Origin of the sequence: Marinitenerispora sediminis, from assembly GCF_003336425.1 — a bacterium.
In the GTDB taxonomy this organism is placed as follows: Bacteria; Actinomycetota; Actinomycetes; order Streptosporangiales; family Streptosporangiaceae; genus Marinitenerispora; species Marinitenerispora sediminis.
Genome location: NZ_QEIO01000027.1, coordinates 1 through 26,275, shown reverse-complemented (window position 1 = coordinate 26,275; position 26,275 = coordinate 1). Strand labels below are relative to the sequence as shown.

General features: G+C 74.1%; 21 protein-coding genes, 2 pseudogenes and 1 riboswitch. Of the genes and pseudogenes, 12 read left to right on the top strand and 11 right to left on the bottom strand.

The annotated features are described in order from the left end of the window. Nucleotides 1-22: 22 nt before the first annotated feature. From DEF28_RS07685 to DEF28_RS07665, 5 genes are all read right to left on the bottom strand, one after another. Complete coding sequence (locus DEF28_RS07685) at nucleotides 23-880, bottom strand: energy-coupling factor ABC transporter ATP-binding protein (protein WP_181874391.1); 858 nt, start codon at nucleotides 878-880, stop codon at nucleotides 23-25. Continuing rightward, nucleotides 877-1,623, bottom strand: a complete 747-nt coding sequence (cbiQ, locus tag DEF28_RS07680; RefSeq protein WP_114399614.1) for a cobalt ECF transporter T component CbiQ — start codon at nucleotides 1,621-1,623, stop codon at nucleotides 877-879. Before cbiQ ends, DEF28_RS07685 begins: the two co-directional genes overlap by 4 nt. A gap of 3 nt (nucleotides 1,624-1,626) precedes the next feature. Further along, on the bottom strand, nucleotides 1,627-2,076 hold the full coding sequence (locus DEF28_RS07675; RefSeq protein ID WP_114399615.1) for an energy-coupling factor ABC transporter substrate-binding protein: 450 nt from the start codon (nucleotides 2,074-2,076) through the stop codon (nucleotides 1,627-1,629). A 3-nt stretch (nucleotides 2,077-2,079) separates the two neighbouring features. Beyond that, complete coding sequence (locus DEF28_RS07670; RefSeq protein ID WP_233515152.1) at nucleotides 2,080-2,844, bottom strand: energy-coupling factor ABC transporter permease; 765 nt, start codon at nucleotides 2,842-2,844, stop codon at nucleotides 2,080-2,082. Then, nucleotides 2,835-3,034, bottom strand: a riboswitch (cobalamin riboswitch). It overlaps the preceding gene by 10 nt. Before the next feature lie 367 nt (nucleotides 3,035-3,401). Continuing rightward, nucleotides 3,402-3,779 carry an RNA-binding S4 domain-containing protein gene (locus DEF28_RS07665; protein WP_374058225.1) on the bottom strand — a complete coding sequence of 126 codons (378 nt, stop codon included), beginning with the start codon at nucleotides 3,777-3,779 and terminating at the stop codon, nucleotides 3,402-3,404. A gap of 899 nt (nucleotides 3,780-4,678) precedes the next feature. Here DEF28_RS07665 and DEF28_RS07660 point away from each other — a divergent pair. After that, a complete protein-coding gene (locus tag DEF28_RS07660; RefSeq protein WP_114399617.1) occupies nucleotides 4,679-5,209 on the top strand; it encodes a lytic polysaccharide monooxygenase auxiliary activity family 9 protein in 531 nt (176 codons plus the stop codon). A gap of 851 nt (nucleotides 5,210-6,060) precedes the next feature. Next, nucleotides 6,061-6,582, top strand: a pseudogene (locus DEF28_RS07655) (lytic polysaccharide monooxygenase auxiliary activity family 9 protein); the annotation flags it as partial. Nucleotides 6,583-7,501: 919 nt separating this feature from the next. Here DEF28_RS07655 and DEF28_RS27480 read toward each other — a convergent pair. Then, nucleotides 7,502-7,861, bottom strand: a complete 360-nt coding sequence (locus DEF28_RS27480; RefSeq protein WP_181874467.1) for a hypothetical protein — start codon at nucleotides 7,859-7,861, stop codon at nucleotides 7,502-7,504. Nucleotides 7,862-8,000: 139 nt separating this feature from the next. Between DEF28_RS27480 and DEF28_RS29055 the strand changes: the two genes are divergently transcribed. Continuing rightward, nucleotides 8,001-8,657 (top strand): transposase, encoded by a 657-nt coding sequence (locus DEF28_RS29055; protein WP_114433267.1) that lies wholly within the window; start codon nucleotides 8,001-8,003, stop codon nucleotides 8,655-8,657. 61 nt (nucleotides 8,658-8,718) lie between these two features. Then, nucleotides 8,719-9,532: pseudogene (locus DEF28_RS07635) on the top strand (IS982 family transposase). Between the two features lie 19 nt (nucleotides 9,533-9,551). On the opposite strand, the gene DEF28_RS07630 reads toward DEF28_RS07635, so the two are convergent. Continuing rightward, on the bottom strand, nucleotides 9,552-11,309 hold the full coding sequence (locus DEF28_RS07630) for a PucR family transcriptional regulator (RefSeq protein ID WP_114398848.1): 1,758 nt from the start codon (nucleotides 11,307-11,309) through the stop codon (nucleotides 9,552-9,554). A gap of 792 nt (nucleotides 11,310-12,101) precedes the next feature. Between DEF28_RS07630 and dnaK the strand changes: the two genes are divergently transcribed. The 6 genes from dnaK to DEF28_RS07595 are packed head-to-tail and all read left to right on the top strand — an operon-like array spanning nucleotide 12,102 to nucleotide 19,762. Next, on the top strand, nucleotides 12,102-14,003 hold the full coding sequence (gene dnaK / locus DEF28_RS07620) for a molecular chaperone DnaK (RefSeq protein WP_114398850.1): 1,902 nt from the start codon (nucleotides 12,102-12,104) through the stop codon (nucleotides 14,001-14,003). A 9-nt stretch (nucleotides 14,004-14,012) separates the two neighbouring features. Next, nucleotides 14,013-14,621 carry a nucleotide exchange factor GrpE gene (locus DEF28_RS07615; RefSeq protein WP_114398851.1) on the top strand — a complete coding sequence of 203 codons (609 nt, stop codon included), beginning with the start codon at nucleotides 14,013-14,015 and terminating at the stop codon, nucleotides 14,619-14,621. Between the two features lie 7 nt (nucleotides 14,622-14,628). Beyond that, nucleotides 14,629-15,555: a DnaJ C-terminal domain-containing protein gene (locus DEF28_RS07610; protein WP_114398852.1), complete on the top strand. Its 927-nt coding sequence runs from the start codon at nucleotides 14,629-14,631 to the stop codon at nucleotides 15,553-15,555. Next, entirely contained in the window at nucleotides 15,552-15,887 is a 336-nt protein-coding gene (locus DEF28_RS07605) for a chaperone modulator CbpM (protein ID WP_114398853.1), read from the top strand. The genes DEF28_RS07610 and DEF28_RS07605 overlap by 4 nt, the downstream gene beginning before the upstream one ends. 11 nt (nucleotides 15,888-15,898) lie before the next feature. Then, entirely contained in the window at nucleotides 15,899-18,538 is a 2,640-nt protein-coding gene (gene clpB / locus DEF28_RS07600; RefSeq protein WP_199493173.1) for an ATP-dependent chaperone ClpB, read from the top strand. A gap of 60 nt (nucleotides 18,539-18,598) precedes the next feature. Then, the gene (locus DEF28_RS07595; protein WP_114398855.1) at nucleotides 18,599-19,762 is read left to right on the top strand and encodes a baeRF10 domain-containing protein; all 1,164 of its coding nucleotides are present in this window, start codon (nucleotides 18,599-18,601) and stop codon (nucleotides 19,760-19,762) included. Nucleotides 19,763-19,953: 191 nt separating this feature from the next. Here DEF28_RS07595 and DEF28_RS27995 read toward each other — a convergent pair whose 3' ends face one another. Continuing rightward, the gene (locus tag DEF28_RS27995) at nucleotides 19,954-20,817 is read right to left on the bottom strand and encodes an SLATT domain-containing protein (protein ID WP_199493170.1); all 864 of its coding nucleotides are present in this window, start codon (nucleotides 20,815-20,817) and stop codon (nucleotides 19,954-19,956) included. A gap of 25 nt (nucleotides 20,818-20,842) precedes the next feature. Continuing rightward, nucleotides 20,843-21,307 (bottom strand): cell division protein SepF, encoded by a 465-nt coding sequence (locus DEF28_RS27235; RefSeq protein ID WP_147280162.1) that lies wholly within the window; start codon nucleotides 21,305-21,307, stop codon nucleotides 20,843-20,845. A gap of 468 nt (nucleotides 21,308-21,775) precedes the next feature. Here DEF28_RS27235 and DEF28_RS07580 point away from each other — a divergent pair, with 468 nt between their 5' ends. Then, nucleotides 21,776-23,065: a glucarate dehydratase family protein gene (locus DEF28_RS07580; protein WP_233515150.1), complete on the top strand. Its 1,290-nt coding sequence runs from the start codon at nucleotides 21,776-21,778 to the stop codon at nucleotides 23,063-23,065. A 40-nt stretch (nucleotides 23,066-23,105) separates the two neighbouring features. Continuing rightward, a complete protein-coding gene (locus DEF28_RS07575) occupies nucleotides 23,106-24,083 on the top strand; it encodes a 2-hydroxyacid dehydrogenase (protein WP_199493169.1) in 978 nt (325 codons plus the stop codon). A gap of 117 nt (nucleotides 24,084-24,200) precedes the next feature. On the opposite strand, the gene DEF28_RS07570 is transcribed toward DEF28_RS07575, so the two are convergent. Further along, on the bottom strand, nucleotides 24,201-25,262 hold the full coding sequence (locus DEF28_RS07570; protein ID WP_199493168.1) for an ABC transporter ATP-binding protein: 1,062 nt from the start codon (nucleotides 25,260-25,262) through the stop codon (nucleotides 24,201-24,203). After that, the coding region (locus DEF28_RS07565; RefSeq protein ID WP_325048991.1) for an ABC transporter ATP-binding protein at nucleotides 25,255-26,275 on the bottom strand (1,021 nt) is incomplete at its 5' end. The genes DEF28_RS07570 and DEF28_RS07565, both read right to left, overlap by 8 nt.

Here is a 26,275-nt window from a genome sequence, read left to right as displayed (position 1 = left end):
GAGGAGCGGCAGCGCGGCCGCCTCATCCGCCCAACCGGATCACGTCGTCCGGAGTCGCCGGGTCCGGGGCGGCCGCCGGGAGCGCCCCCGCCGCGCGCAGGGCGGAACCCACCGCCGGGCCCCACGCCGGGCGGAGCCGGGCGGCGGACAGCAGGGCGGGGTCGGCCAGCACCTCCCGTGCCGGACCGACCGCCAGCACGGCCCGGTCCAGCAGCAGGGCGCGGTCGGCCCAGCGGTGCGCGAGGTCGACGTCGTGTGTCGAGACGACCAGGGTCGTGCCGGCCGAGCGCAGTCCCTCCAGCGTGGCCAGCAGCGACTCGACACCGGCCGGATCGAGGCCGGCGGTCGGCTCGTCGAGGACGAGCACGTCCGGCCGCATCGCCAGCGCACCGGCCAGTACCACGCGTTTGCGCTGGCCGAAGGAGAGCAGATGGGTCGGCCGCTCCGCCAGGCCGGTGATGTCCAGTGCCGCGAGCGCCCACGCGACGCGGTCGCGGACCTCCCGCTCGGCCAGGCCCTGGTTGAGCGGACCGAACGACACGTCCTGGGTGACGCTCGCCGAGAAGAGCTGGTCATCGGGGTCCTGGAAGACCAGCTGCACGCGGCGGCGCAACCCGGCGGTCCCGCGCCGGGTGCGCCGCACGGCGGCGCCGTCCAGGACGATCCGCCCGGCGTCCGGGGTGAGGCTGCCGGCGAGCAGCCGCAGCAGGGTGGTCTTGCCGCCCCCGTTGGGGCCGAGGACCGCCAGCACCTCGCCGGAGAGCACCTCGACCGACACGTCCGTGAACACCGGGGCCGGATCGGTCGCGTGGTAGCCGAAGGCGAGGCCGCGGCCGGCCAGGACGGCGGGCCGGGCGGTGGAGGCGTCGGAGTCGGTCACGGCCACATCCCGGGGTGCAGGGCGGCGGCGGCCACCGACAACGGGGGCAGGGCCGCCGCGAGCAGCGCCGCCGGCCGGACCGGCGGTGTGTCGACGAGTACGGTGAGCTCGCCCTCGTAGCCACGGCACTCCAGGCCGCGCCGCATCCGGCGGGCGCGCTCGAAGGAGCGGACGAACACGGCCGCGCCGAGCACGCCCAGCGAGCGGACCCACGCGGCACGGGTCTGGTAGCCGAGGCGGCCCGCCTGCGCGGTGCGGATCCGGCGCGCGGTGTCCAGCAGGACGAACAGCATCCGGTACGTCAGCGCCACCGTCTCGACCAGCGCGGTCGGCAGGCCGAGCCGCGCCAGGCGGGGGAGCAGGTCGGCGAGCGGCGTGCTGAAGGCGAACATCAGCTGGCAGCACAGCGCCGCGGCCGCCCGGCCGGCGACCTCGGCGGCGCGCCGCCAGCCGTCCGGCGCCCACGCCAGCACGGCGTCCGGTCCGCCGACGCTGACGAGCATCGTCACCGCCCCGGTGAGCACGAAGAGCAGCGGCACCCACGCGGCACGGGCGAACGCGCGCGGCGGCACCCGTGCCGGACCGAAACCGACCGCCAGCGCGGCCAGGGCGCTCAGCGCGGCACCCGGCCACACCGGCAGCACCAGGGCGCAGGCCAGCAGACCTCCGAAGAGCGTGCCCTTGACGGCGGGGTGCACCCGCCGCCAGGGGCTGCTGTGGGCCGCGGCGTCGATCGCGAGCACAGGTCAGCGCCGGTCTGTCCCTGGTCCGGCCTCCGCGCCGGGGGACGCACCGCCGCCGGGCCGCACGCCCCCGGCGGCCGGCCGCAGCCGGTGCCGGGTCCGCGCGGCGCCGAAGTAGTAGCCGATGACCCCGGCGCCGATCGCCGCCTGCAGCGCGAACAGGCCGGACTCGATCTCGCCGGACGGCGCCTCGTACAGCGGCGCGAACCAGGGCCGGTAGTCGGGCGCGAGCTCGCCGACCGCCTCCTCCGCCTGGCCGTCCGCACCGGCGAACGGCTCGGCCAGGTGCCGTCCCGCCCCGATGAGGAGCGGCAGTACGGCGATCAGCGCGGCGACCAGCACCAGCAGCCACGTCGTCGCGGCCCGCGGGCGCCCGCTCGTCCGGGGTCCGGGCCCGCCGCCGTCCGCCGGCGTGCCGCCGTGCCCGGCGGTGTCGCGTTCCGGGGATGCCATGTCTCACACCGCCCTTCCGCCGGCCGGCGCGGCGGAACCGCCCGCGGCCGACCGCAGCACGGCCAGCCGGAGGAGTTCGTCGCGGGCGACCGTGCTCAGCAGCCGCACGATGACGACCGTGACGAGGCCCTCGATCACGGCGAGCGGGATCTGGGTGATGGAGAAGATGGCACCGAACTTCGCGAAGGCGCCCAGAACGCCGCTGCCGGCGTCGGGGAAGGCCAGCGCCAGTTGCAGGCTGGTCACCGAATACGTGCTCAGCGACGCCAGCGCCGCCCCCGCGAACACCGCGAAGCCGAGCGCGGTGGTCTCGGGCAGCCGTGCGGTGAGCCGCCGGACCAGCCGGTACCCGCCGTACCCGACCCACGGGCCGACAACCGCCATGGAGAACACGTTCGCGCCCAGCGTGGTGAGGCCGCCGTGGGCGAGCAGCAGCGCCTGGAACAGCAGGGTGACGGTGCCCAGGGCCGCCATGACGGGCGGCCGGAACAAGATCGCGCCGAGCCCGGCCCCGGTGGGGTGCGAGCAGCTGCCGGTGACGGACGGGATCTTCAGCGCCGACAGTACGAAGCAGAAGGCGCCGGACGCGCCGAGGAGGAGCTTGGCGTCGGGATCGGCGCGCACGGCCAGCGTGACCGAGCGGGCGCCGTGGAGGACGAAGGGGGCCGCGGCGACGGTCCAGGCCACCGCGTGCACGGGCGGTAGGAAGCCCTCAGCGATATGCATGTTGTGGGACCAACTCTCCAGCACCTCGTGGATGGTCGTCATGCGCCGCAGCCGGTCTCCTGGCTTCCGGGTCGACGCCCGGCACCGGCCTTCCCAGGGCGTCGCCGCCCCAGTGGCCTGGACCGGACCGTGCTGGCCGCGCGGTCGGTGGTGCCGAACTTCCCGTACACAGTGGCGAGGGCCGCGCCGGCTTCGCACCGGCTTCCCGAACACCACGGCCCCATGACCGTACGGCGCGGGACCCGCGCTTCGCAATAGCGGCCGCCGCGGCGGCACACGGGAGCCAGGGGAGAGCCGGACCGCGGCGGGGCGGCCCCCTGCGGGGCCGGGCGGTGGCCAGCGCGGGGCGCGGGTGCCCTGGGGGCTGTCGGCGCTCGGCGGCGGCGGAGTGCGGGGTCGGACGGCGCGGCGCCCCGGGCCCGCAGCGCCGCGCGGACGCGGGTGCGACCCGGAACGTGTCCGGTGGGGGTCCGACGGCACCGGGCCGGCTCCGCGGCCGGCGGGCAGGCCGGGCGGCTGCCGCTCTCCCCGCCCATGCGGGCGGAAGCGGCGGCCGGCCGGGTGCGGCGGTGAGCTCCGGGCTGGGGCCCGGGGCGGGATCAGCCGCCCTCGGCGCGGAGCCGGTCGAGCCGGCGGCGGTCCCGCTTGGTGGGACGCCCGGCCCCGCGGGCGCGGTAGGCGACGGGGGCGGCCGCCTGCGGGGGCGGCGCGGGCGTGTTGTCGACATAGCAGCGGACCGCGATCGGCGCGCCGACCCGCTTCTCGATCACGTGTGCCACCTCGACGATCCTGGTCACACCGTGCGCGTGCAGCCGGACGACGTCCCCCGGGCCGACGGACGCGGCGGGCTTGGCCGTGCGGTCGTTGACGCGGACGTGTCCGCCCCGGCACGCCTGCGCGGCCTCGGCGCGGGTCTTGGTCAGCCGCACCGCCCACAGCCAGCGGTCCACGCGGGTGCTGGCCGGACCGGGCGGCAGCGCGGGAGCGGGCTCGGACGGGCGGGCCGGCGGCGGCCGGGTCTCCGCGCGGTCTCCTCGTTCGTCCACGGTCGGTCCCACTTCCTCGGCGGTCGGCGGCTCATCGTCGGAGGTGCCCCTGTCCCGCACTGTAGCGCCTGGGGCAGCGCGGGGGCTCGTCGATTTCGGCGGGCCGGTCCATGCCCACATAGCCCCACAAAATCGGAGGAAAAGCATATAAAGGAAATAATCCGCCGAGCTTGCGCGCGCCGGACATCGGGCTGGGTTTCGCGGACCGCTGCTAGCTGGCGGGCGGGTCAGAGAATGCTTACGCCGGCACCGGATCGGAAGAAGTGCGGCGGACGTCGCTTTCCGGGCTCGCTGTGCAGGATGTCGCCCCAGGTCATCGCCGTGCAGCGGAGGGAGGAGCGTCGGAGAATTGCCGCGTGAAGGGTGGTGGAAAGGTCCAGGTCATTGCCGGCGGGGAGAGTTTTCCGCAATTCGGGATTCCGGCGTGCGCGGCGGATTCTGCGGCGCCCCGCTCTTGACCAGGAATGGCGCGGCAATTACGGTCTAGACCAGATTCACGGCGAGCGGAATCCCGGGCCGGCCCGGCCGATCCACGACGTCGAACGAGCGCCACCGGTCCGTGCCGCGGGACACACCGGACTCGCCCTGTCACTTCGCGTCCGACACCGCCCTGGGGACAGTGCCCCGCCGGTCCGTCGACGTGTCCGCCGGCAGCGCGGCCGGCGCCGCGACAGGACGAGCCGCCGCGCCTCGCCCGCGGAGGACCCGCCGAGGTCCTCGTCCCATCCCCCACGCCGCGCCTTCCCACCCCGTCGGTCCGTCCGGGCCGTCGCGGCCCGACCGGTGCCCCGCCCGCGGGGAGACGCGGTTCGACCGAGAAGGACACGACCATGATCCGGAACCTGAAACGCAAGCTCGTCGCCGCCGCGGCCGGGGTCGTCGCGGCCCCCCTCGTCTTCGTCGCCCTGCCCGCGAGCTCCGCCTACGCGCACGGCTACGTCTCCTCGCCCGCGAGCCGGCAGGCCCAGTGCGCGGCCGGCACGGTCAGCTGCGGCGACATCCGCTGGGAGCCGCAGAGTGTCGAGGGGCCCAAGGGCCTGACCAGCTGCAGCGGCGGCAACGCCCGGTTCGCCGAACTCGACGACAACGGCCGGGGCTGGCGGGTGACCCCGGTCGGGCGCACCGTGAACTTCACCTGGACCCTGACCGTCCAGCACCGCACCAGCACCTGGGAGTACTACGTCGGCGGCACCCGCGTGGCGTCCTTCAACGACAACGGCGCGCAGCCGCCCGCCACGGTGTCCCACAGCGTGAACCTCTCCGGGTTCAGCGGCCCGCAGAAGGTGCTGGCCGTCTGGAACATCGCGGACACCGCCAACGCGTTCTACGCCTGCGTCGACGTGAACGTCGGCGCCGCCTGACCCCTGCCTCCGCGTGGCGGTCTGACCGCCACCGCCCCGGGCGGCCCGGCGGGCCGCCCGGGCACCACGTCGCGGGTCGCGCCCCGGCCCCACCCGCCCCGGCCGCTGCGAGGCGCCGCGCCATTCCGGACCGCGGAATCCGGGGTCGGTTCATCGGCCGGTGGGATGAGCCGGTGGCCGATGGCCCTCGCAGGTGCCGTTGCGGCTGGCTGCTCCGGGCGAGGAGGTATTCCGGGGGCCTCGTCCAGTGCGGGCGGGAATGGAGTTCATTCCGGTACCGGGCGCGGAATTTTCACGGGAAGCGCTTTCCGTTTTGGTGGAGGTGGTGATCCCCCAGGCCAGGGCCAGGATGTGTGGCGGTGACTCCCCGTGTGGGGGTGGATACGCCGCCCGGAGGAAGCTCCAGGTCACCGGTGAGAAAAACGAGGAATTCCGCAATTCGGTATCCGTCAGGCGGCCGGCTTCGGGCCATCGGTCCTTGACCCCGAATGGCGCGGCAATTACGGTCTTGACCGCATTCACAGGCGAGCGGAAACCCCCGATCGGCCGGTCCTCGACGTCGAACGGACGACACCGGCACCACCACGGGGCCGACCCGACTCCTCCGTCGCCGCGCGTCCGACATGGCCCTGGGAGCGCGCCCCATCGGCCCTGTCGACGCGCCCCGCCGGTAGCGCGCCCGGCGCGGACAGGACGAGCCGGCGACCCGCCTGCCGAGGATCTTGCCGTGGTCCTCGTGACATCCCCCATGCCGCGCCCCCACTCCGCCGGTTCCGCCCGGCCGTTCCGGCCTGACCGGTGCCCGCTCTCGGGGGACACGCGGCTCGAACGAAAAGGACACGTCCATGAACCTGAACCTCAGACGGAAGACCGCCGCTGCCGCCGCCGGTGTCCTCGCGGCCCCCTTCGCGTTCGCCATGCTCCCCGCGGGAACGGCCTATGCCCACGGGTACGTCTCCTCGCCGGAGAGCCGGCAGGCCCAGTGCGCGGCCGGCACGGTCGACTGCGGTGAGATCCAGTGGGAGCCGCAGAGCGTCGAGGGGCCGAAGGGCCTGACCAGCTGCAGCGGCGGCAACACCCGGTTCGCCGACCTGGACGACGACGGCAAGGGCTGGGAGGTGACTCCCGTCGGGACCACGGTGGACTTCACCTGGACCCTGACCGCCCAGCACCGCACCAGCACCTGGGAGTACTTCATCGGCGGCGAGCGCGTGGCGGTCGTCGACGACGGCGGCGCGCAGCCTCCGGCGTCCGTGACGCACACCGTGGACCTCTCCGGGTACAGCGGCCCCCAGAAGCTGCTGGCCGTCTGGAACATCGCCGACACCCCCAACGCGTTCTACGCCTGCGTCGACCTCGACGTCGGCGCCGCGGCGGCGAACGAGGAGGCCCCCGCCGCGGAGGCTCCGGCGGCCGACGAGCAGGCACCCCCGGTCGAGGAGGCCGCCGCGGGCCACGAGCACCACGCCGCGCCGGCCCCCGCCGAGCCCGCCGGACCCCCGAAGCGGCTCTGCCGCTCCTCCTGACCCCCGGCTCCCGGGGTCGGGAGCCGGTCCGCGCGTTGGTGGCCGCGGGCGCCCGGGCGGCCGCGCCGGCTGCCCGGGCCCACCACCGCGGTCGCTGGTTCCGGTCCGGACGCCCCGCGCCGAGCGGGGCGTCCGGCTGGGCGACTCGGTGCCACCCGCTCATCACCGAGTCCCCCGGGCAGCGTCCGGCGCGGCGGTGCGGATGCCCCGCCGCCCGAAGCCTCCGGCGTCCCCGCGGTCCGCGGCGTTCCTGAGCAGGACGCCCGGACCCGGCGGGCCGCCGCGCCGGCGGTCGGCGGGCCGGTAACCGCTCCGGCACCGCGGTTCCGAGGCCGTCCCCAGGAGCGCGGGCGAGCGCGAGTCCGGCAACGCCATCCCGAACCGCCACCGAGAAGCGGTCCGGACAGGGCGGCCGCCGCGGTCGCCGACGGCCGAGCCGGGCACTCCGACGCGCGGCGGCGCGGTCCGCCTCGCGCGGAAGACGGGCCCCCGTCCCCCCCGTCCGGGGGGAGGGGAGGCCGCCAGGCCGACCGAGACCCGTCAGCGGGGAGGCCGAGTGCGGGCGACCGGGCCGGGCAGCCCGCAGGTGCCCGGTACCGCGGAGCCGAACCTCAGCAGGCCAGCGGCCGGCGCCCCCGCACGGTGGCCGCCAGCCGCCGTCCGCGGAGTGCCGGCGCGGCGCAGGAACAGGCGCCGCCGGGCGTGGTCCCCGCGGGCCCGGGCGCGCCAGGCGATCGCTCGGGTCGGGACCGCCGAGGCGCCACCGCTACCGTCCGGGGCCGCCGAGGCGGCCGGACGCCGCGCCGCCCTCCCACTCCCTGCGGCGCGACCACAGCAGCGCGAATGCGTGGTAGCTCTCATCCGGGCCGAGGTACCCGGTGGCGAAGCGCCCCGCGCCGGCGAGCGTGAGCCGCGTCGCGCCCTCCTCGTTCACGCAGGCCGTGTCGACGTCCTCCCCCACGCCGAGCCACACCTGGTCGTGGCGGGCGTGGAAGTAGACCCACCGCCCGTCGTCCGTCCGCGCCTCGATCTCCACGGGCGTCGCCGTGAGCGTGACCGCCGCCGACCGGATCCCCGGCAGCGCGGCGACCCGCCGCGCGGTGCCGTCCCACGTGTCGGCTCCCACGCTGTCCGCCGGCCCGGGCCCCCGCTCCGCGTCCATCCGCCGCGCCTCCCGTCTGCGACCTATCCCCGGCTGAAGGTACTAGGTCGTGTTTCTTGGAAGGTCCGCGGAATGAGCCGGTGCTCTGGAACCGTGTGCCGACATGGTCCGAGGCCAGGAACCCACCGACGCCGAGGGGGCCTGCCCGCCCCCGCTCATGCCCGCCCATCCCCGCAAAGGCCAGCGGTGGGACCACCACCGGCACGTCGGCAACGCCGTCCTCTTTCGCCCTCGCACTGGCACCCCCTGGGGAGACCTGCCCGAACGGTACGCCCCCGGGGAGACCACCGCGGGGCGGCACCGCCGCTGGTCACTGGACGGCCCCCGCAACCGCATCGCCGAACGGCTGCGCACCGACACCGCCACCGGCGAACCCCTCGACATCTCCGCGGACTCCACCATGGTCCGCCCCCACCACCACGCCGCCGGGGCCGCGAGAATAGGGGACGCGGCCCGGCACGAAAGAAACGCATCCCAAGCACCCGGCCGGCCCCCGGGGCGGGCTGACCACCAAGACCCACCTGGTCTCCAGCGCGGGAACCACCGCAGGCGCGGGTCGCGGGGCGGAAGACCCCCGGCCTTCGACCGGGGCGCCCACCGGGACCGCACCACCGTCGAACACTCCATCAACCTGCGCAAACAGAACCGGGCGGCAGCGACCGGGTACGGCACGAGGGCCGCGGTCGACGACGGAACCATTCACGTCCCCTCCATCCGTACCCGGCTACGTGACCTCACCCGTTCAACAAACCCTGCCTAGAGGAGTAGTTCCGATGTGTGGAGGTGTCCGGGCATGAAGAGAGGGCGTCCAGGATCAAGTTGTGACGCAAGACCTGGACACCCTCCTGACCGCACTTGACGTGAGAATCGACGACCACCTGGAGCTGAACGGGTGCATGCGGCGCCCGCCACGGCTCATCGACTCCGAGCTGCTGTGCCTGGCCGTTGCCCAGGCGCTGCTCGGCTCCACCTCCAAGGCCCGCTGGATGCGGTTCGTCCACGCCAGGCTCGGCCACATGTTCTCCTACCCGCCCCAACGCCCCGGCTACAACAAGCGGCCACCCGATTCCACCCCCGTGGAGTGCGGACGCTCCCGCCCCACGGTGCAACGATCCCACCTGGCCGGATGGGCCGCCTGCGGCTACTGCCGCTCCCACTCGCGGTTCTACTGGGGACGGCGCCTGTTCCTGGTCTGCACCCCCCTCGAGGATGCCCGTCACCTGGGCTCTGGCCAGCCCCGAAATCGACGAGCGGCAGGTGCTGGCCGCCAGGCCCCAAGCCGAGCCGGACCTGGCCGCCCACCGGCCCGGGCTGCTGCTGACCGCCGACCAGGGCTTCGCCTCCAAAGCGTTTGAGGCCGGGCTCGCCGAACGGGGAGTCACGCTGCCGCGGCCCTCTTCCAAGCGGGAGAAGACCCGCCCCGCCGAGCACCTACTCAAAGGGGTGCGGCAGTTGATCGAGTCGGTCAACGACACGTTGAAAGGCCAACTCGATCTGGAGCGCCACGGCGGACGCACCGCCGAGGGGGTCACGGTCCGGGTCGGCCAGCGGATCCTGGCCATGGCCGCGGCGATCTGGCACAACCACCACACCGGCGCACCGGTCATGAAGTCCCTGACCGCCTACGACCACTAACCACAAAGGAACTACTCGTCTAGGGCCCCACCGGGGGCGGCCGTCCCTCCGACGCCGCGGCCGGGCCAACCCCGCCGCGGACGTTCCAGATCCGGGTCGCCACGTGCAGGTTGAGCCGCTGGTCGGGATCGGCCAGGTCGTACCCGGTGATCTCGCGGATGCGCCGCAGCCGGTACCGGAGCGTGCTGCGGTGGACCACCAGCGCGGAGGCGGTGCGGTCGTAGCTGCCGCCGCAGTCCAGGTAGCGGGCGAGCGTGCGCACCAGGTCGGAGCCGTGCCGCCGGTCGTAGTCGAGCAGCGGCGCCAGCCACTCGGTCATGAACCGGGCCACCTCGCCGTCCCGCGCGCCGAGGATCCGGTAGACGCCCAGATCGTCGAAGGCCGTCACTCCCCGCGGCTCGGGCGAGGACGCCCGGACGTCGAGCGCCAGCCGCGCCTCCTCGAACGAACGCGGCAGGCGCTCCGGGACGGGGCAGCGCCCGCCCACCCCGACAGGGCCGAGGTCGGCGGCGAGCGCGGCGTGGAACGATGCCGCCTCCGGCGACTCCGCCGCCACGGCGACGACCAGCCCGTCGCACGCCGCGACCAGGGCCGGCACGCCGGTGCTCTCGGCGGCGTGCCCGGCCCGGCGCACCGCGTCGCCGTCCGCCGGCCCGGCCGGCCGGAGTACGGCGACGCGGTGCGGGCCGCGCAGGTCGTGCCCGGCGGCCGCCGCGCGGTCGCGCACGCTGTCCGCCGCCGTGCCGCTGACCAGGTCGTCGACGAGCTCCCGCCGCAGCCGCGACTCGGCCTCCGCGAGGTCGCGCAGCCGGACCAACTCCCAGGCCAGGACGGACGCCGCGCACTCCAGCGCGCCCTCCTCGTCCGCCCCGGCCCGCCGCTCCGGATCGAACAGCGCGAGGACGCCGAGCACCTCGCCGCGCGGCTGGACGAGTGCGATGAGCCGGTCTCCGTCGCGCACCACCCGGCGCTGCCGTGCCGCCCGGCGGACGGCCTCCCCCCGGTCGCCCGCCGGGCGCGGACCCGGCCCCGCCGACCCGGCCGTCGCCCGCGGACGCCCGAACCGGTCCTCCACCACGACGGGCAGCCGCGTCAGCCGGTGCAGCACGCGCGCGATCCCGGTCTCCCCCTCGCCCGCGGCGGCGTTCAGCAGGCGGTCGCGCATCGACCGCTCGCGCTCCAAGGCGGCGACCCGGGCGGCGAGCCCGCGCCGCTCCGACTCCGCCTCCTCGACGGCCCGGCGCAGCCGGTCGTTCTCCGCCTGGTAGGCGGCGACCCGCCGGCGCAGCCCCGCCGCACGGCCGCGTTCCGCCCGCAGCGTCCCGGCCGCGGCGAGCGCGGCCGCCACCGCCCGCGCGAGCGCGTCGAGCAGGAGCACCTCGCGGCCGCTCGGCGGGCCGGCGGCGGAGACCACGAGATAGCCCCGGTTGCCGTGCGGCCCGGGCAGCGCGAACGCCCGGCACCAGGGCGCACCCGGGAGCGGGATCTCTCCGCCGCGGCCGTCCAGCGCCGCGACCTCGGCATCGACACGGGCGTCGGGCGGCCGGCCGGGGACGTCGGCCTCGCACCGCACCAGCCGCCGGTCCCGGACCAGGTAGCAGACCTCGGCCCGGAAGGGCCCCAGGTCGGCCACCGCGCCCGCGGCGAACCGGAGGATGTCCTCCTCGTCGCGCTCGGTGAGCAGCAGCGCCGATCGGGCGAGCAGGTGGTGGACCACCGGCTCCGGCTCGCGCGGCGCCGCGACCGGGCCGACTGATCGTGCCGGGGTGCCGCCCATGCGATGCCCTCTCGCTCGGCTGCGTTGCCCGCCGTGCTCCGGCGTCCAGCACCCTCCATGCTATGGGGTCGGACCGTCCGCGGACCGGGCGGAAGGCCGCCCGACCTGCGCGGACTTGTACCACCAGGGCCATCCCGGGCGCGGATTTCCCCCTCGCGGGCGCACGCGCGGGCCGCCGGCGAGCTGCGACCCTGAGAGCACCGGGACCCGCCGGCCGGCGGCGGCTGCCCGCGCCGGGAACCGCGAGGTCCCCGGTCGACGCGGCGGGACGCGGCGCACATTCGGCGCGCGGCCGGCGCGGCGGAGCGGGCGGAGCAGGGAGCAGGGCAGACGAGGGCGGGGGCCTCGACCATGACACTGATCCGGATCGGGCGGCTTGGCGGCCGCGGGCGGACACCCGCGCAGGCGCCCCGATGGGCCGGTCCCGCGCCGGCCGCGTCCCGCGCCGGTGCACCGGCGATTCCCATAGCGGCGGTGGACGGGCGCGGGTACGGGGTCTCCGGGCGGCGCGTCCTGCTCGGCGGCCATCCCGACGCGGACCGGGCCGCCGCGAGCGCGCGGCCCGGCGTGCCGGCGATCCGGGGCCCGTCCACCCGGCCGCGGCGGCCGCGCACGGTCGGGATCGCGGCGGGGCCGGACCACGGCCCGCCGGCCGGCCCCCGCGCCGGGCGGCCCGCCGGTGCACCGACCGAGCGGGCATGACCCGCCGCCGGTGGCCGCGGGCGGCCGACCGTCCCGGCCCGACCGGCTCCGGGCGGACCGCTACGACCCGCAGGAAGGCAGGCAAGTCCCATGGCCAAGGCAGTCGGCATCGACCTCGGCACCACCAACTCCGTCATCGCCACCTGGGAGGGCGGCGAACCCAGGGTGGTCCCCAACGCCGAGGGAGCGCGGACCACGCCGTCGGTGGTGGCGTTCACCGAGTCGGGAGAGCGCCCGGTCGGCCAGCTCGCGCGGCGCCAGGCGATCCTGAACCCCAGGGGCACCGTGTACTCCGCCAAGCGGTTCATCGGCCGCCGCTTCGACGAAGTCCCCGACGAGGCGCGGGCCGTCGCGTTCGAGGTGGTCCCCGGCCCCGACGGAGCCGCCCGCTTCGACGTCCGCGGCAGGCAGTACGCGCCCGAGGAGATCAGCGCGCTCGTCCTGCGCAAACTGGCCGAGGACGCCGGCCGCGCGCTCGGCGAGCGGATCACCGAGGCCGTGATCACGGTGCCCGCGTACTTCAACGACGCCCAGCGCACCGCCACCCGCGACGCCGGCCGGATCGCCGGCCTGGAGGTGCTGCGGATCATCAACGAGCCGACCGCCGCGGCGCTCGCCTACGGCCTGGACAAGCGCGAGCACGAGTGCGTCCTGGTCTTCGACCTGGGCGGCGGCACCTTCGACGTCAGCATCCTGGACGTGGGAGACGGCGTGGTGGAGGTGCGGGCCACGGCCGGCGACACCCACCTGGGCGGCGACGACTTCGACCGGCGGATCGTCGACCACCTCGCCGACGAGTTCCAGCGCGACAACGGGATCGACCTGCGGCAGGACCCCCAGGCCCTGCAGCGCCTCTTCGAGGCGGCGGAGAAGGCCAAGGTGGAGCTGAGCTCGGTCACCCAGACCCAGGTGAACCTGCCGTTCATCACCGCCGACGCCGCCGGACCGCGCCACCTCACCACCTCGCTGATGCGCTCCACCTTCGACCAGCTCACCGCCGACCTCGTCGAGCGCTGCATGGACCCGGTCAAGCAGGCCATGGCCGACGCCAAGGTGACCGCCGACGACATCGACGAGGTCATCCTGGTCGGCGGCTCCACCCGCATCCCCGCCGTCCAGGGGCTTGTCCGGCGCATGACCGGGGGCAAGGAGCCCAACATGAGCGTCAACCCGGACGAGGTGGTCGCGCTCGGCGCGGCTATCCAGGCCGGCGTGCTCAAGGGCGAGGTGCAGGACGTGCTGCTGCTCGACGTCACCCCGCTCTCCCTGGGGGTGGAGACGCAGGGCGGCGTGATGACCAGGATCGTCGAGCGCAACACGACCATCCCGGTGCGGCGCACCGAGGTCTTCTCCACGGCCGAGGACGGCCAGTCGGCCGTCGACATCGTGGTGCTCCAGGGCGAGCGCGAGCGCGCCGCCGACAACCGGGTGCTGGGGCGGTTCCGGCTGGAGAATATCCGGCCCGCACCGCGCGGCGAGCCGCAGGTCGAGGTCACCTTCGACATCGACGCCAACGGAATCCTCAACGTCACCGCCCGCGACAAGGACACCGGCGCGGAACAGGGCATCACCATCAGCGAGAGCTCCAACCTGGACCGCTCCGAGGTGGACCGCATGGTCGCCGAGGCGGAGCGGCACCGCGACGAGGACCGCGAACTGCGGGAGGCGGTCGACGCCCGCAACGCGCTGGACACCGTCGCCTACCAGGTCGAGCGCCGGCTGGAGCGGCTCGGCGAGGCCGCCCCGGGCCACGAGCGGGCCCGCGCCGAGATGCTCGTCGGAGAGGCGCGCGAGGCGGTCGGGGAGCAGGCACCGCTGGACCGCGTCCGCTCGCTGACCTCGGAGCTGCAGCAGCTGCTCCAGGGGTTGATGATGCGTGGCGGGCCGGAGGGGCGCCGGGCCGCGGCGGAGGAGGGCACCGTCCCGCGCCAGCAGCGGGGCGAGGCAGCCGAGCCCGAGGACGTCGTCGACGCCGAGTTCGACCGGGGGTGAGGTGCGGACATGACCACCGAGCGACCAGACGCCCCCGGTGCGCCGGACCCGGCTGAGACGCGGAGGCGCCCCGCGGAGCCGGACGGCCGGGACGCGGCCGCGCCGGCCGGCCCCGCGACCGGGGCCGACCGCACGGCGCCCGGCCCCGAGGCCCCGCGCCACCGGACGGAACTGGACCTGAGCGCGGAGGAGCTCGCGGACCGCTGGCGGCGGACCCTGGCCGACCTCGACAACCTCCGCAAGCGCTACGCCGCCGAACTCGTCCGCGAACGCGAGGCCGAGCGCGACCGCGTCGCCGCCGCGTGGCTGCCCGTCGTCGACAACCTCGACCTCGCGCTCGCCCACGCCGAGGCGGACGCCGGGTCCGCGCACGATCCGATGGCGGTCGGCGTGCGGGCGGTGCGCGACCAGGCGGTCGGTGTCCTCGCCGCGCTCGGCTACCCGCGCCACGACGAGGTCGGGACGCCCTTCGACCCGGCGTGGCACGAGGTCATGGAGGTGACCGAGGCTGGCGACGAGCCGCCGGGGACGGTGGTGCGCGCGCTGCGGCCCGGCTACGGGGAGCCCGGGCGGCAGCTGCGCCCGGCCGCGGTCGCCGTGACCGCCGAGCGGGGGTGAGGGGCCGATGGCACGCGACTACTACGAGGTGCTGGGCGTGTCGCGCAACGCGACCACCGAGGAGGTCCAGCAGGCGTACCGGAAGCTGGCGCGCCGCTACCACCCCGACCTCAACGCCGACCCCGTGGCCGAGGAGCGCTTCAAGGAGGCCAACGACGCCTACCAGGTGCTGTCCGACCCCGGCACCCGGGCGCGCTACGACAGGTTCGGTCCCGACTTCCGGCGGGTCCCGCAGGACGTGGACGAACGCGTGGCGGCGGGCTCCGGCGGCCGCCGGCGCCGCGGCGGGCGCGCCGGGCGGGGCGGTGTGCACGTCGAGACCGGCTTCGGCGGAGTGGGCGTCGACCTGGACGACCTGCTCGGCGGGCTGTTCGGCGGCCGCAGCACCGGCCCGGTGCCCGGGGCCGACCAGGAGGCCGAGCTGGAGCTGGGCGTGGCCGACGCCTACCGCGGCGGCACCCGGCACGTCACGCTCGCCGGCCCGGAGGGGACCCGCGAGTACGACGTGCGCGTCCCGCCCGGCACGGTGGCCGGGCAGCGGATCCGGCTGCCCGGCGAGGGCGGGCGGGGCGTTGCCGGCGGTCCGCGCGGCGACCTCTACCTCGTGGTGCGCATCGCGCCGCACCCGCGCTTCCGGCTGGACGGGCGCGACGTCCACGTCGACCTGCGGGTCACGCCGTGGGAGGCGGCGCTCGGGGCGCGGGTGCCGGTGCCGACCCCGGGCGGCGAGGCGATGGTCCGCGTCCCGACGGGCTCCTCGAGCGGCCGGCGGCTGCGGCTGCGCGGCCAGGGCCTGCCCGACCCGGACGGCGAGCCCGGCGACCTGTACGCCGAGGTCCGGGTGGCGGTGCCGCCGCGGCCGAGCGCCCGCGAGCGGGAGCTCTTCGAGGAGCTGGCCGCCGTGTCGGCCTTCGACCCGAGGAGGCCGTCATGAGCACGCGTCCGACCACCGGCGCGGTCCGCGAGGCGCAGCGGGTCCGGGTGCGCTACCCGCTGGCCCGGCCGCCCCGGATCAGCCTGGAGGCCACCGCCCGGCACGCCGGCCTGCACCCCGACCTGCTGCGCCGCCTCGTCGCCCTCGGGCTCGTGGACGCGGTCCGCGACGCCCGCGGCGAGTTGTGGTTCGCCCCGAGCGCGCCGGCCGCCGCCGCCCGGATCCAGCGGCTGCGCGCCGGACTCTCGCTCAACTACGCCGCGGTCGGCGTGGTCCTGGACCTGCTCGACCGCATTGACCGGCTGGAAGCCGAACTGCGCCGCAAGGAGTGACCGCCGTGGACATGAACCGCCTCACCCAGAAGTCCCAGGAGGCGCTGCAGGAGGCCCAGAGCGCGGCGTCGCGCCTCGGGCACACGGAGGTCGACGCCGAGCACCTGCTGCTGGCGCTGCTCGACCAGCCGGAGGGGCTGGCGGCCCGGCTGGTCGAGGGCAGCGGCGCCGACCCGGCCGCGCTGCGCGCCGGCGTCGAGTCCGACCTGTCCCGGCGCCCCCGCACCACCGGGCCCGGAGTCGCGCCCGGCCAGGTCTACGTCACCCGGCGGCTGACCGCTCTGCTGGACAGCGCGGGCCGCGAGGCCGCCCGCCTCAAGGACGAGTACGTCTCGGTCGAGCACCTGCTGCTCGCCCTCATCGAGGAGGGCTCCGCCGGGGCGGCCGGCCGCCGGCTGCGCGAGTGCGGCGTCACGCGCGAGGCGTTCCTCGGCGCGCTGACCCGGATCCGCGGCGGCCAGCGCGTCACGTCCGCCACCCCGGAGTCCGCCTACGAGGCCCTGGAGAAGTACGGGCGCGACCTCGTGGCCGAGGCGCGCTCGGGCGGCCTGGACCCGGTGATCGGGCGCGACACCGAGATCCGCCGGGTCGTGCAGATCCTGAGCCGCAAGTCCAAGAACAACCCGGTGCTGATCGGCGATCCCGGGGTCGGCAAGACCGCCATCGTGGAGGGGCTGGCCCAGCGCATCGTCCGCGGCGACGTCCCCGAGGGGCTGCGGGACCGGACGGTCTTCGCGCTGGACATGGGAGCCCTGCTGGCGGGCGCCAAGTACCGCGGCGAGTTCGAGGAGCGGCTCAAGGCGGTGCTGGGCGAGATCAAGGCGGCGCAGGGGCGCATCCTGCTCTTCGTCGACGAACTGCACACCGTGGTCGGCGCCGGGGCCGCGGAGGGCGCCATCGACGCGGGCAACATGCTCAAGCCCATGCTCGCCCGGGGCGAACTGCACATGATCGGGGCGACCACGCTGCAGGAGTACCGCAGGCGCATCGAGTCCGACGCCGCTCTGGAGCGCCGCTTCCAGCTGGTCATGGTCGACGAGCCGACGGTGGAGGACACCGTCTCGATCCTGCGTGGCCTGCGCGAGCGGCTGGAGGTCTTCCACGGGGTGAAGGTGCAGGACAACGCGCTCGTCGCGGCCGCGACGCTCAGCCACCGCTACATCTCCGACCGGTTCCTCCCGGACAAGGCGATCGACCTGGTGGACGAGGCGTGCGCCCGGCTGCGGACCGAGATCGACTCGATGCCGGCCGAGCTGGACGAGGTCACCCGGCGGGCAACCCGGCTGGAGATCGAGGAGGCGGCGCTCGCCAAGGAGACCGACCCCGCCAGTGGGCAGCGGCTGGCGGAGCTGCGGCGCGAACTCACCGACCTGCGCGCCCAGGTGGACGCGGCGCGGGCCCAGTGGGAGGCCGAGCGGCAGGCCATCCGGCGCGTGCAGGAGCTCCGCGGCGCCATCGAGCAGGTCCGCCGCGAGGCGGAGGCGGCCGAACGCGACTACGACCTGAACCGGGCGGCCGAGCTGCGGTACGGGCGGCTGGCCGACCTGGAGCGCCGGCTGGGCGCCGAGGAGGAGCAGCTGAGCGCGAAGCAGGGCCGGCGGCGGATGCTGCGCGAGGTGGTGACCGCCGACGAGATCGCCGAGATCGTCGCGGCGTGGACCGGCATCCCGGTCGCCCGCCTCCGGGAGGGCGAGCGCGAGAAGCTGCTGCGGATGGAGGAGATCCTGCGGGAGCGGGTGGTCGGCCAGGACGAGGCGGTGCGGCTGGTCTCCGACGCCATCATCCGGGGGCGCTCCGGCATCCGGGACCCGCGCCGGCCGATCGGCTCGTTCGTCTTCCTCGGCCCCACCGGGGTGGGCAAGACCGAGCTGGCCAAGGCCCTGGCCGCGGCGCTCTTCGACACCGAGGAGAACATGGTCCGGCTGGACATGAGCGAGTACCAGGAGCGGCACACCGTCAGCCGGCTGCTCGGCGCGCCGCCCGGCTACGTCGGCTTCGAGGAGGGCGGCCAGCTGACCGAGGCGGTCCGGCGCAGGCCCTACTCCGTGGTCCTCTTCGACGAGATCGAGAAGGCGCACGCCGACGTCTTCAACACGCTGCTGCAGGTGCTCGACGACGGCCGGATCACCGACGCGCAGGGGCGCACGGTGGACTTCCGCAGCACCGTCATCATCATGACGTCCAACATCGGATCGGCCTACCTGCTGGAGGGCGTCACCCCGGAGGGCGAGTTCCGCCCGCAGGCGCGCGACCGCGTCATGGCCGACCTGCGGCAGCACTTCCGGCCCGAGTTCCTCAACCGGCTGGACGACGTCGTGCTGTTCCGGCCGCTCACGCAGCGCGAGATCGAGCGGATCGTGGACCTGCAGTTCGACGAGCTGCGCCGCAGGCTCGCCGAGCGCCGTATCTCCGTCGAACTGACCGAGGAGGCCCGGCGGCTCATCGCCCGCGAGGGCTTCGACCCGGTCTACGGCGCGCGCCCGCTGCGCCGCTACATCTCGCACGAGCTCGAGACCCGGATCGGGCGGGCGCTCATCCGCGGCGTAGTCGAGGACGGCGGCACCATCCGGGTGGCCGAGCGCGACGGCGCACTCGCGGTCGGGTACCCGGGGGCGCGGACCCCGGAGGCACGGGAGGAGGTCGGGGTGTGACCGGCCCGAATCCGGGCCGCGCACCACCCGGCCGGCACGGAGTAGGAGGAGGCGAGCGGGATGATCACCGCGCAGGACATCGACCGCACCATCCGGTTCCAGGGAGGCGGCCTGCCGGTCGTGTCCGTCTACCTGTCGGTTCCGGTGGACCCGGCCGACCGCGCCGCGCTGCCGACCCGGCTGAGCGCGCTGCTGCACCAGATCCGCCCGCTGACGGCGGACGAGTCGCTGGGACGCGAGCAGCGGATGTCGCTGCGCGGCGACATCGAGGCCCTGGAGGCGCGGGCCAGCGAGGAGATGTGGACGCGCGGCACGGTCGCGCTGTTCTCGTGCAGCGGCCGCGGCATGTTCGAGGAGTTCCACCTGCCGCGCCGCACCCGGGACCGCGTCATGGCGGACGCGGCACCGTGGGTGCGGCCCATGCTCGCGGTCCTGGACGAGTACCACCGGTACTGCGTCGCGGTGGTGGACCGGGCCGCCTCCTGGATCTGGGAGGTGTACCAGGACGAGATCCGCGAGGTCGAACGGACCCGGGACGAGTTCCCGCGCAAGCCCGACTTCGCCGCCTGGTTCACCGAGTACCGGGTCCGCAACCGGGCGGAGGAGCTGAGCAAGCGGCACTTCCGCGCGGTCGCGACCCGGCTGGCGGACCTCTTCCGCACCGGCGCGCCCGAGCTGCTCATCATCGGCGGCCACCGGCACGAGGTCGCGCCGTTCCTCGCCTTCCTGCCCGACGACCTGCGGGCGCGGGTGGCGGGGACGTTCACCCTCGACCCGGGGACGGCCACGCCCGACGACATCCGCAAGCACGCCGACCACGTGATCGAGCGCTACGAGCGGGACGAGGAGCGCCGGATGGTCGCGGAGCTCTTCGAAAAGGCCGAGAGCGGCGGCCCGGCCGCCGCGGGCCTGCGCGACTCGCTGTGGGCCGGCACCGTGGCGGCGGCGGGCACCCTGGCCGTGCAGGACGGCGCGACGGCGCGAGGCGTGGCCTGCGACCGCGACGGCTGGCTCGCACCCTCCGGCGCCACCTGCCCGCTGTGCGGGACACCCACCCGGCGCACCGAGGACATCCTCGACGAACTCGCGGAGACCGTGATCGACGAGGGCGGCAGCGTCAAACACGTCCGCGCCGAGACACGCCTCCGCGACCACCTCGCGGCGGTCTCACTGCGCTTCCCCCTCCCGGCGAGACCGGACACCGCGCCGGCGCCCGCCGGCTGAGGAAAGTTGCACCGGCTTGATATGGGGGCGGTGGTCCCGCGGCCGCGGGAAAGCGCGACTCGGCCGTCGACTGACCCACCGCCCGCCATATCGACCATTCCGTGCGGTGAGACGGCTGGCGGGGTAGTCGAGGGGATAGGGGAATGGAGTGTGTGCGGCGTTAAATGGTTGATTCTTTGTGCCAGAGGATGTTATTCTGCTGAATTGCGTGATTCGGGAGGCTGTTCGAGGTTTTGTTGGCGCTTTTTCTGTTCTGACTTCAGTCGGTGCACTTCTTCGACGAACTCGGCAAGCCTGCCCTCTTCGTTGTCGATGTGCTTATATCGCCCCACTCCGATCTCAACTGCCTCCCATTCGCTCTCGATGGCGTCGGCGGTTTGTTGGAGATAAAAGCTCCTCTCTTTGTATTTAAAGTATCCCATGAAGCCGCTCGATATTCCTACGAGAAATGTGATTCCCAGTGTTGCCCAGCGCAGTTCTGCCCATTCTGCTGCGACACCGGAAACGCCTGTAGCGGCTAGTGAACCGATGATGATAATGCCTTGGAGTGCATTATTTACTCTTCGATACCCTCTGCTTTCGGAGCGAAGTTGGTCGACGTCTGAATAGGCGTCTTCCTTGTATGTCACCCGCCTGACCTTCGCGGGGACGTCTTCTCTTGCAACCACGAGTTTTCGGGTGTCGCGCAGTCTCGCGAGCTCCAGCTCCAGGTCTCCCTCGCTTGGTCGGCGGGGGTCCCCGTGTATTGCTCGGGACAGCCAGGACCCTGGGGAGCCGTGTCTCTGTGTCGGCTGGCCTCCGGGGGTCCGTTTGAGGTAGAAGGCGGAAAGTGCGAAGCTGAGTGCTACCGGAACTGCTGGTATGTAAATTGCAACAACTATTGAGTCACTTAGGTTGGGGATCCAGAGGAGGATATAGAGAAGTAAAATGAAGACGGGGCCGAGGAAAAGGGATACATTTGACCAAGTCTTCCGTTTTCTGGCTATGGTCAGGCTGTGTTCGGTCTGTCGAATCTGGTGATTCAGGAGCAATAGCTGATCGTTGATCTCAGTCATGGAAATTTTGTCTCGTTTGCTAATTTCAACCCTGGGGTGTGATTATGATGGCGTGGTCGGTGATTCGATAAATCCAGCCGTGGGATCCTGCGGCCATGCCGCTGCAAAAATCAACAAGTCTGGATGCTTGGTGGGGATTCATCTTGCTGAGATCGATGGATATAACTCGTCCTTCTCGGTAGCGAATTGAGATCTCGCTGACGGCGGATTGGTAATCGTGGGGGGAATAGCGGAGTGCTTTCGTTAATCGAATGGCTGGGTCGCCTTGTGAGAGTGTGTGGTAGGAGTTCAGTGACTCTGCATCCGTGATGGACATCTCGAGTTTTTCTCGCGAGTGTATGAGGTGGGGAAATGTTTCGGTGGTGGGCTTTCTGTCGAAGTGGGGTTTGCGAGACGAGATCGCCAGAACCGCAACTATGACAGAGAGAAGCGCCACAAGGCTCGGCGCCCATACCTGTAGCAAGGTTGACGCCACGTTCTCTCCAGGCACCGAAGAATTATAGGCAGGGGCGGAGGGTGTCTAATCCGGTCCAACTTGCAGGTCGTCGTTCGCGACCGATTGTGGCCATCTGTTTGAATGTGTCCAAGTTTGTTGTGGCTAGTGTCAATGTCGGCTGATTGGTGAGTTTTCGACATGGCCTCGGTGCTGAGGCGAACTTCGCAGAGGGTGTCATGAGTACCTGCCTGGCGCCGGACCGTCTTCGCCGCGCTGCCCGCGACCTCGCTGCACGAGTGCGCTCCGGGGGTTGCGGTTGGCGGGCAGGCCCCCTTCTCCTCGTGTCAGCGTGTTCGGCAAAGCGGGCGCCCGTCCGTCTCTGCGGGCCGGTCGGTCGCTGGGGCAGGTCTTGTCTTTCCTTCTGTCTCTCGTCTACCCATATGGACGACGGCTCGATAGGGTGCCTCCGTAGACGATGATCACCGGCGCGTGCGTCGGTCCGACACCTCCGGAGGAGACACGGTGAGCATCGACGCGGCGGGAGAGCCGCACCGCATCAGCGAGGTCCGCATCACGCCGGTCGCCTTCCGGGACCTGCCGCTGCTCAACACGGTCGGGGTCCACGAGCCGTTCGCGCTGCGGGCGATCGTGGAGGTCGTCACCGACTCCGGACTCACCGGCCTGGGCGAGACCTACGGCGACGCCGGCCACCTGGAGCGGCTGCGTGCGGCGGCCTCGGTGCTGACCGGGGTCGACGTGTGGCACGTGCACCGGATCGCGGGGCTCATCCGCGACCGGTTCGCCGGCGACCGCGTCCGGGGCGGGCACGGTATGAGCGGCATGGTCACCGGCAGCAGCACCGCCGACCGGGTGCTGTCGCCGTTCGAGGTGGCCTGCCTGGACATCCAGGGCAAGGCGATCGGCCGCCCGGTGAGCGACCTGCTCGGCGGAGCCGTGCGCGACCGGGTCGACTACAGCGCCTACCTGTTCTACAAGTGGGCCGCCCACCCCGGGGCCGACCCGGACCCGTGGGGCGCCGCGCTGAAGCCGGACGAGATCGTCGCGCAGGCGCGGCGGATGGTCGACGAGTACGGGTTCCGCGCCATCAAGCTCAAGGGCGGCGTCTTCCGGCCGGAGGAGGAGGTCGAGGCGATCCGGGCGCTGCGCGAGGCGTTCCCCGACCACCCCCTGCGGATCGACCCCAACGGCGCGTGGAGCGTACCGGCCGCGATCCGGGTCGGCGCCGAACTCGACGGCGTGATCGAGTACCTGGAGGACCCCACCACCGGCATCGACGGCATGGCGCGGGTGGCCCGCGAGGTGTCGATGCCGCTGGCCACGAACATGTGCGTCGTGGCGTTCGACCAGGTGCGGCCGGCCGTCGCCGCGGACGCCGTCCAGGTGATCCTCTCCGACCACCACTTCTGGGGCGGGCTCGGCCGCTCCCGTTCACTGGCTGACATCTGCCACACGTTCGGCATGGGGCTGTCCATGCACTCCAACTCCCACCTGGGCGTCAGCCTCGCCGCGATGACGCACCTGGCCGCCGCCACCCCGCACCTCACCTACGCCTGCGACACGCACTGGCCGTGGAAGGACCCGGCCGACGACGTCATCGTGCCCGGCGCCCTCGCCTTCTCCGACGGCGCGGTCGCGGTGCCCACGGCGCCCGGGCTCGGGGTCGAACTCGACCGCGACGCCCTCGCGCGGATGCACGAGCGCTACCTGGCCTGCGGCATCCGCGAGCGCGACGACACCGGCTACATGCGCCGGTTCGAGCCCGGCTTCGACCCCACCGCCCCGCGGTGGTGACCCCCGGGGGCCGCGGCCGGGGCGGTGGCCGATGAGGATCGTGCTCACGGACCCGATCCTGGACCGGTTCCGCGACCTGCTGACCCGCCAGGGAGGCGACGGCCACGCCTGGGAGTTCCTCGCGGGCCGACCGGACGGCGAGGTGGTCGAGCGGCTGCGCTCCGCGGACGTGCTCGTGGCCTCCCGGATGACCGTGCCGATGGCCGAGGCCGCCCCGGGCCTGCGGCTCGTGCACGTCACCGGCGCGGGTGTCGACCGCGTCCCGCTCGACGCGCTCGCCCCCGGTGTGACGGTGTGCAACACCTTCCACCACGGCACCTCGATCGCCGAGCACGTGGTCATGGCCGCGCTCATGCTGTCGCGCCGGGTGCGGCGTGCCGACGCCCTGCTGCGCGAGGGGCGCTGGGAGTCCGTCGCGGTGGACCCCGCCGTCGCCCTGGGCGACACCCTGGCGGGCCGCACGGTCGGCGTCGTGGGCCTCGGCGAGATCGGCGCCGCGGTCGTGCGGGCGGCCACCGCACTGGGCATGCGCGCCCGCGCCATACGCCGCGACCCCGGCGCGCCGCTGCCCGAAGGGGTGCGCGTGGACCGAATGGACGGCGACGACGGCCTGCCGGAGCTGCTCTCCGGCTCCGACGTCGTCGTGCTGACCGTCCCGCTGACCCCGGCCACCACCGGGCTGATCGGCGCGGCCGAGCTGGCTCGGATGCGGCCGGACGCGCTGCTCGTCAACGTCGCGCGCGGGCCGATCGTCGACGAGGACGCCCTCTACGACGCGCTGGCTGGGCGGCGCATCGGCGGCGCCGCCCTGGACGTGTGGTGGAGCCACCCCAAGGACGGCGGCGGCGCCCGCGGGTACACGCGCCCGTTCCACGAGCTCGACAACGTCCTGATGACGCCGCACCACTCCGGGCACACCCGCGCGACGTTCACCGGCCGGGCGCGGGAGATCGCCGCGAACATCGAACGGCTGGCCGCGGGCGAGCCCCTGGCGAACGTGGTGCGCGCCGGGGCCTGACGTTCCCGGGCCCGCCCCGGGAACGCCAGGCCCCCGGCGGTGCGGACCGCACCCGCACCTCCCACCAGCGCGGGCCGTCCTCCCCAACCCCGGGAGGACGGCCCGCGCGCCGCGTGCTCAGCCGGCCGCCGGAGCGGCCTCCAGCGGGAAGTGGCACAGGGCCGCGTGCCGGTCCCGCTCCGCGGCACCGCCGCCGTCCGTCCGGGGCCGGGCCGGCGGGGCCTCGGAGGCGCAGCGCTCCGCGGCCTGCCAGCAGCGGGTGCGGAACCGGCAGCCCGACGGCGGGTCCAGCGGCGACGGGATCTCACCGCTGAGCAGGATGCGGCCCGCCGCCGCGCCCCCGGTCACGTCCAGGGACGGCGCGGCCGACATCAGCGCCCTGGTGTAGGGGTGCAGCGGCTGGTCGAAGACGCTCTCGGTGGGCCCCTGCTCGATGACCTTGCCGAGGTACATCACCGCGACCCGGTCGGCCACGTGCCGCACCACCGACAGGTCGTGCGAGATGAACACGTAGGACACGCCCAGCCGCTCCTGCAGGTCGGCGAGCAGGTTGAGCACCTGCGCCTGGACCGAGAGGTCCAGCGCCGACACCGGCTCGTCGCACACGATCAGGTCGGGACCCAGCGCCAGGGCGCGGGCGATCCCGATCCGCTGGCGCTGCCCGCCGGAGAACTCGTCGGGATAGCGGTGCGCGTCGCCGGCGCGCAGCCCCACCAGGTCGAGCAGCTCCCGCACGCGCCGGTCCCGGTCGGCGGGAGCGGCGTCGCGGTGGGACCGCCACGGCTCCCCGATGATGTCGGCGGCGGTCATCCGGGCGTTGAGGGAGGCGAACGGGTCCTGGAACACCATCTGCACCCGGCGCCGCCAGGCCAGCAGGCGCCGGCCGCGCAGCGCGAACGGGTCGGTCCCCTCGAACCGCACCGTTCCCTCGTCCGGGCGTTCGAGCAGCAGCAGGACGCGGGCCAGCGTCGACTTGCCGCACCCGGACTCGCCGACGAGGCCGAGCGTCTCGCCGCGGCGGACGTGCAGGTCGACGCCGTCCAGGGCGGTCAGCCTCGACTTCCCGGGACGGCCGCCGGCGACCCGGAACGTCTTGCGGACGCCGGCGACCTCCAGCAGCGCCCCGGCTCCAGTGGTCGCCGCGGAGTCCGCGGCGGCGGTGGCGGTGTTCTCAGGCACGGGCGAGCTCCTCGGAGAAGTGGCAGGCGGCGGCCCGCGACGGGCCGGTCGGCTCCAGGAGGGGGCGGACCTCGGCGCACTGCGCGCGCGCCATCGGGCAGCGTGCCTGGAACACGCAGCCGGCCGGGATCGCGCTCAGCTCCGGCGGGCTGCCCGGGACCGAGCGCAGCGGGCGCCCCCTCTCCACGTTCTCCGGCACCGAGTCGAGGAGTCCGCGGGTGTAGGGGTGGCGCGGACGGGTGAACACCTCGCGCACGGGCCCGGTCTCCACCACCGTCCCGGCGTACATGATCGCGACCTCGTCGGCGCGCTCGGCGACCACGGCGAGGTCGTGCGTGATCAGTACGAGCGCCATGTCGTGCCGCGCCTGGAGGTCGGCGAGCAGCTGCATGACCTGCGCCTGCACGGTGACGTCGAGCGCGGTGGTCGGCTCGTCGGCGATGAGCACGTCGGGGCTGAGCGCCACCGCCATCGCGATGAGCAGCCGCTGCCGCATGCCGCCGGAGAACTGGTGCGGATAGGACTTCGCCCGCGCCCGGGGCTCGGGGATGCCGACGGCCTCCATCAGCTCGATCGCCTTCTCCCGGGCCGCGCGGCGGGACAGGCCCGCGTGGATGCGGAACGGCTCACCGAGCTGCGTGCCGACCGTCTGCACGGGGTTCATCGCGGTGAGCGCGTCCTGGAAGACGATGGACAGCACCGGTCCGGCGAGCTTCTTGCGCTCGGCGCGGCCGAGCCGCAGCATGTCGGTGCCGCCCACCCGGACCGACCCGCCGGTGACCTCGGCGACGGGGGCGAGCAGTCCGACCACCGCCTGGGCGGTCATGGACTTGCCGCAGCCGGACTCCCCGAGCAGCGCCAGCGTGCGGCCCCGGCGGACGGAGAAGCTGACGCCGTCCACGGCGCGGACCCGGCCGGCGGGGGTGGAGACGTCGACGGTCAGGGAGTCGACCTCCAGGGCGGGGCCGGCCGGGTCGGCCGCCGCCTCCCCGGGCGCGGACGGCTCCGAGGCC

Coding starts and splice junctions, on each gene's coding strand:
- DEF28_RS07595 (WP_114398855.1), top strand. CDS start 18,599: ATGATCACCGCGCAGGACATCGACCGCACCATCCGGTTCCAGGGAGGC.
- DEF28_RS07675 (WP_114399615.1), bottom strand. CDS start 2,076: ATGGCATCCCCGGAACGCGACACCGCCGGGCACGGCGGCACGCCGGCG.
- clpB (WP_199493173.1), top strand. CDS start 15,899: ATGAACCGCCTCACCCAGAAGTCCCAGGAGGCGCTGCAGGAGGCCCAG.
- DEF28_RS27995 (WP_199493170.1), bottom strand. CDS start 20,817: ATGACTGAGATCAACGATCAGCTATTGCTCCTGAATCACCAGATTCGA.
- DEF28_RS07670 (WP_233515152.1), bottom strand. CDS start 2,844: ATGACGACCATCCACGAGGTGCTGGAGAGTTGGTCCCACAACATGCAT.
- DEF28_RS07615 (WP_114398851.1), top strand. CDS start 14,013: ATGACCACCGAGCGACCAGACGCCCCCGGTGCGCCGGACCCGGCTGAG.
- dnaK (WP_114398850.1), top strand. CDS start 12,102: ATGGCCAAGGCAGTCGGCATCGACCTCGGCACCACCAACTCCGTCATC.
- DEF28_RS29055 (WP_114433267.1), top strand. CDS start 8,001: ATGGTCCGAGGCCAGGAACCCACCGACGCCGAGGGGGCCTGCCCGCCC.
- DEF28_RS07660 (WP_114399617.1), top strand. CDS start 4,679: ATGATCCGGAACCTGAAACGCAAGCTCGTCGCCGCCGCGGCCGGGGTC.
- DEF28_RS07630 (WP_114398848.1), bottom strand. CDS start 11,309: ATGGGCGGCACCCCGGCACGATCAGTCGGCCCGGTCGCGGCGCCGCGC.
- DEF28_RS07605 (WP_114398853.1), top strand. CDS start 15,552: ATGAGCACGCGTCCGACCACCGGCGCGGTCCGCGAGGCGCAGCGGGTC.
- DEF28_RS07610 (WP_114398852.1), top strand. CDS start 14,629: ATGGCACGCGACTACTACGAGGTGCTGGGCGTGTCGCGCAACGCGACC.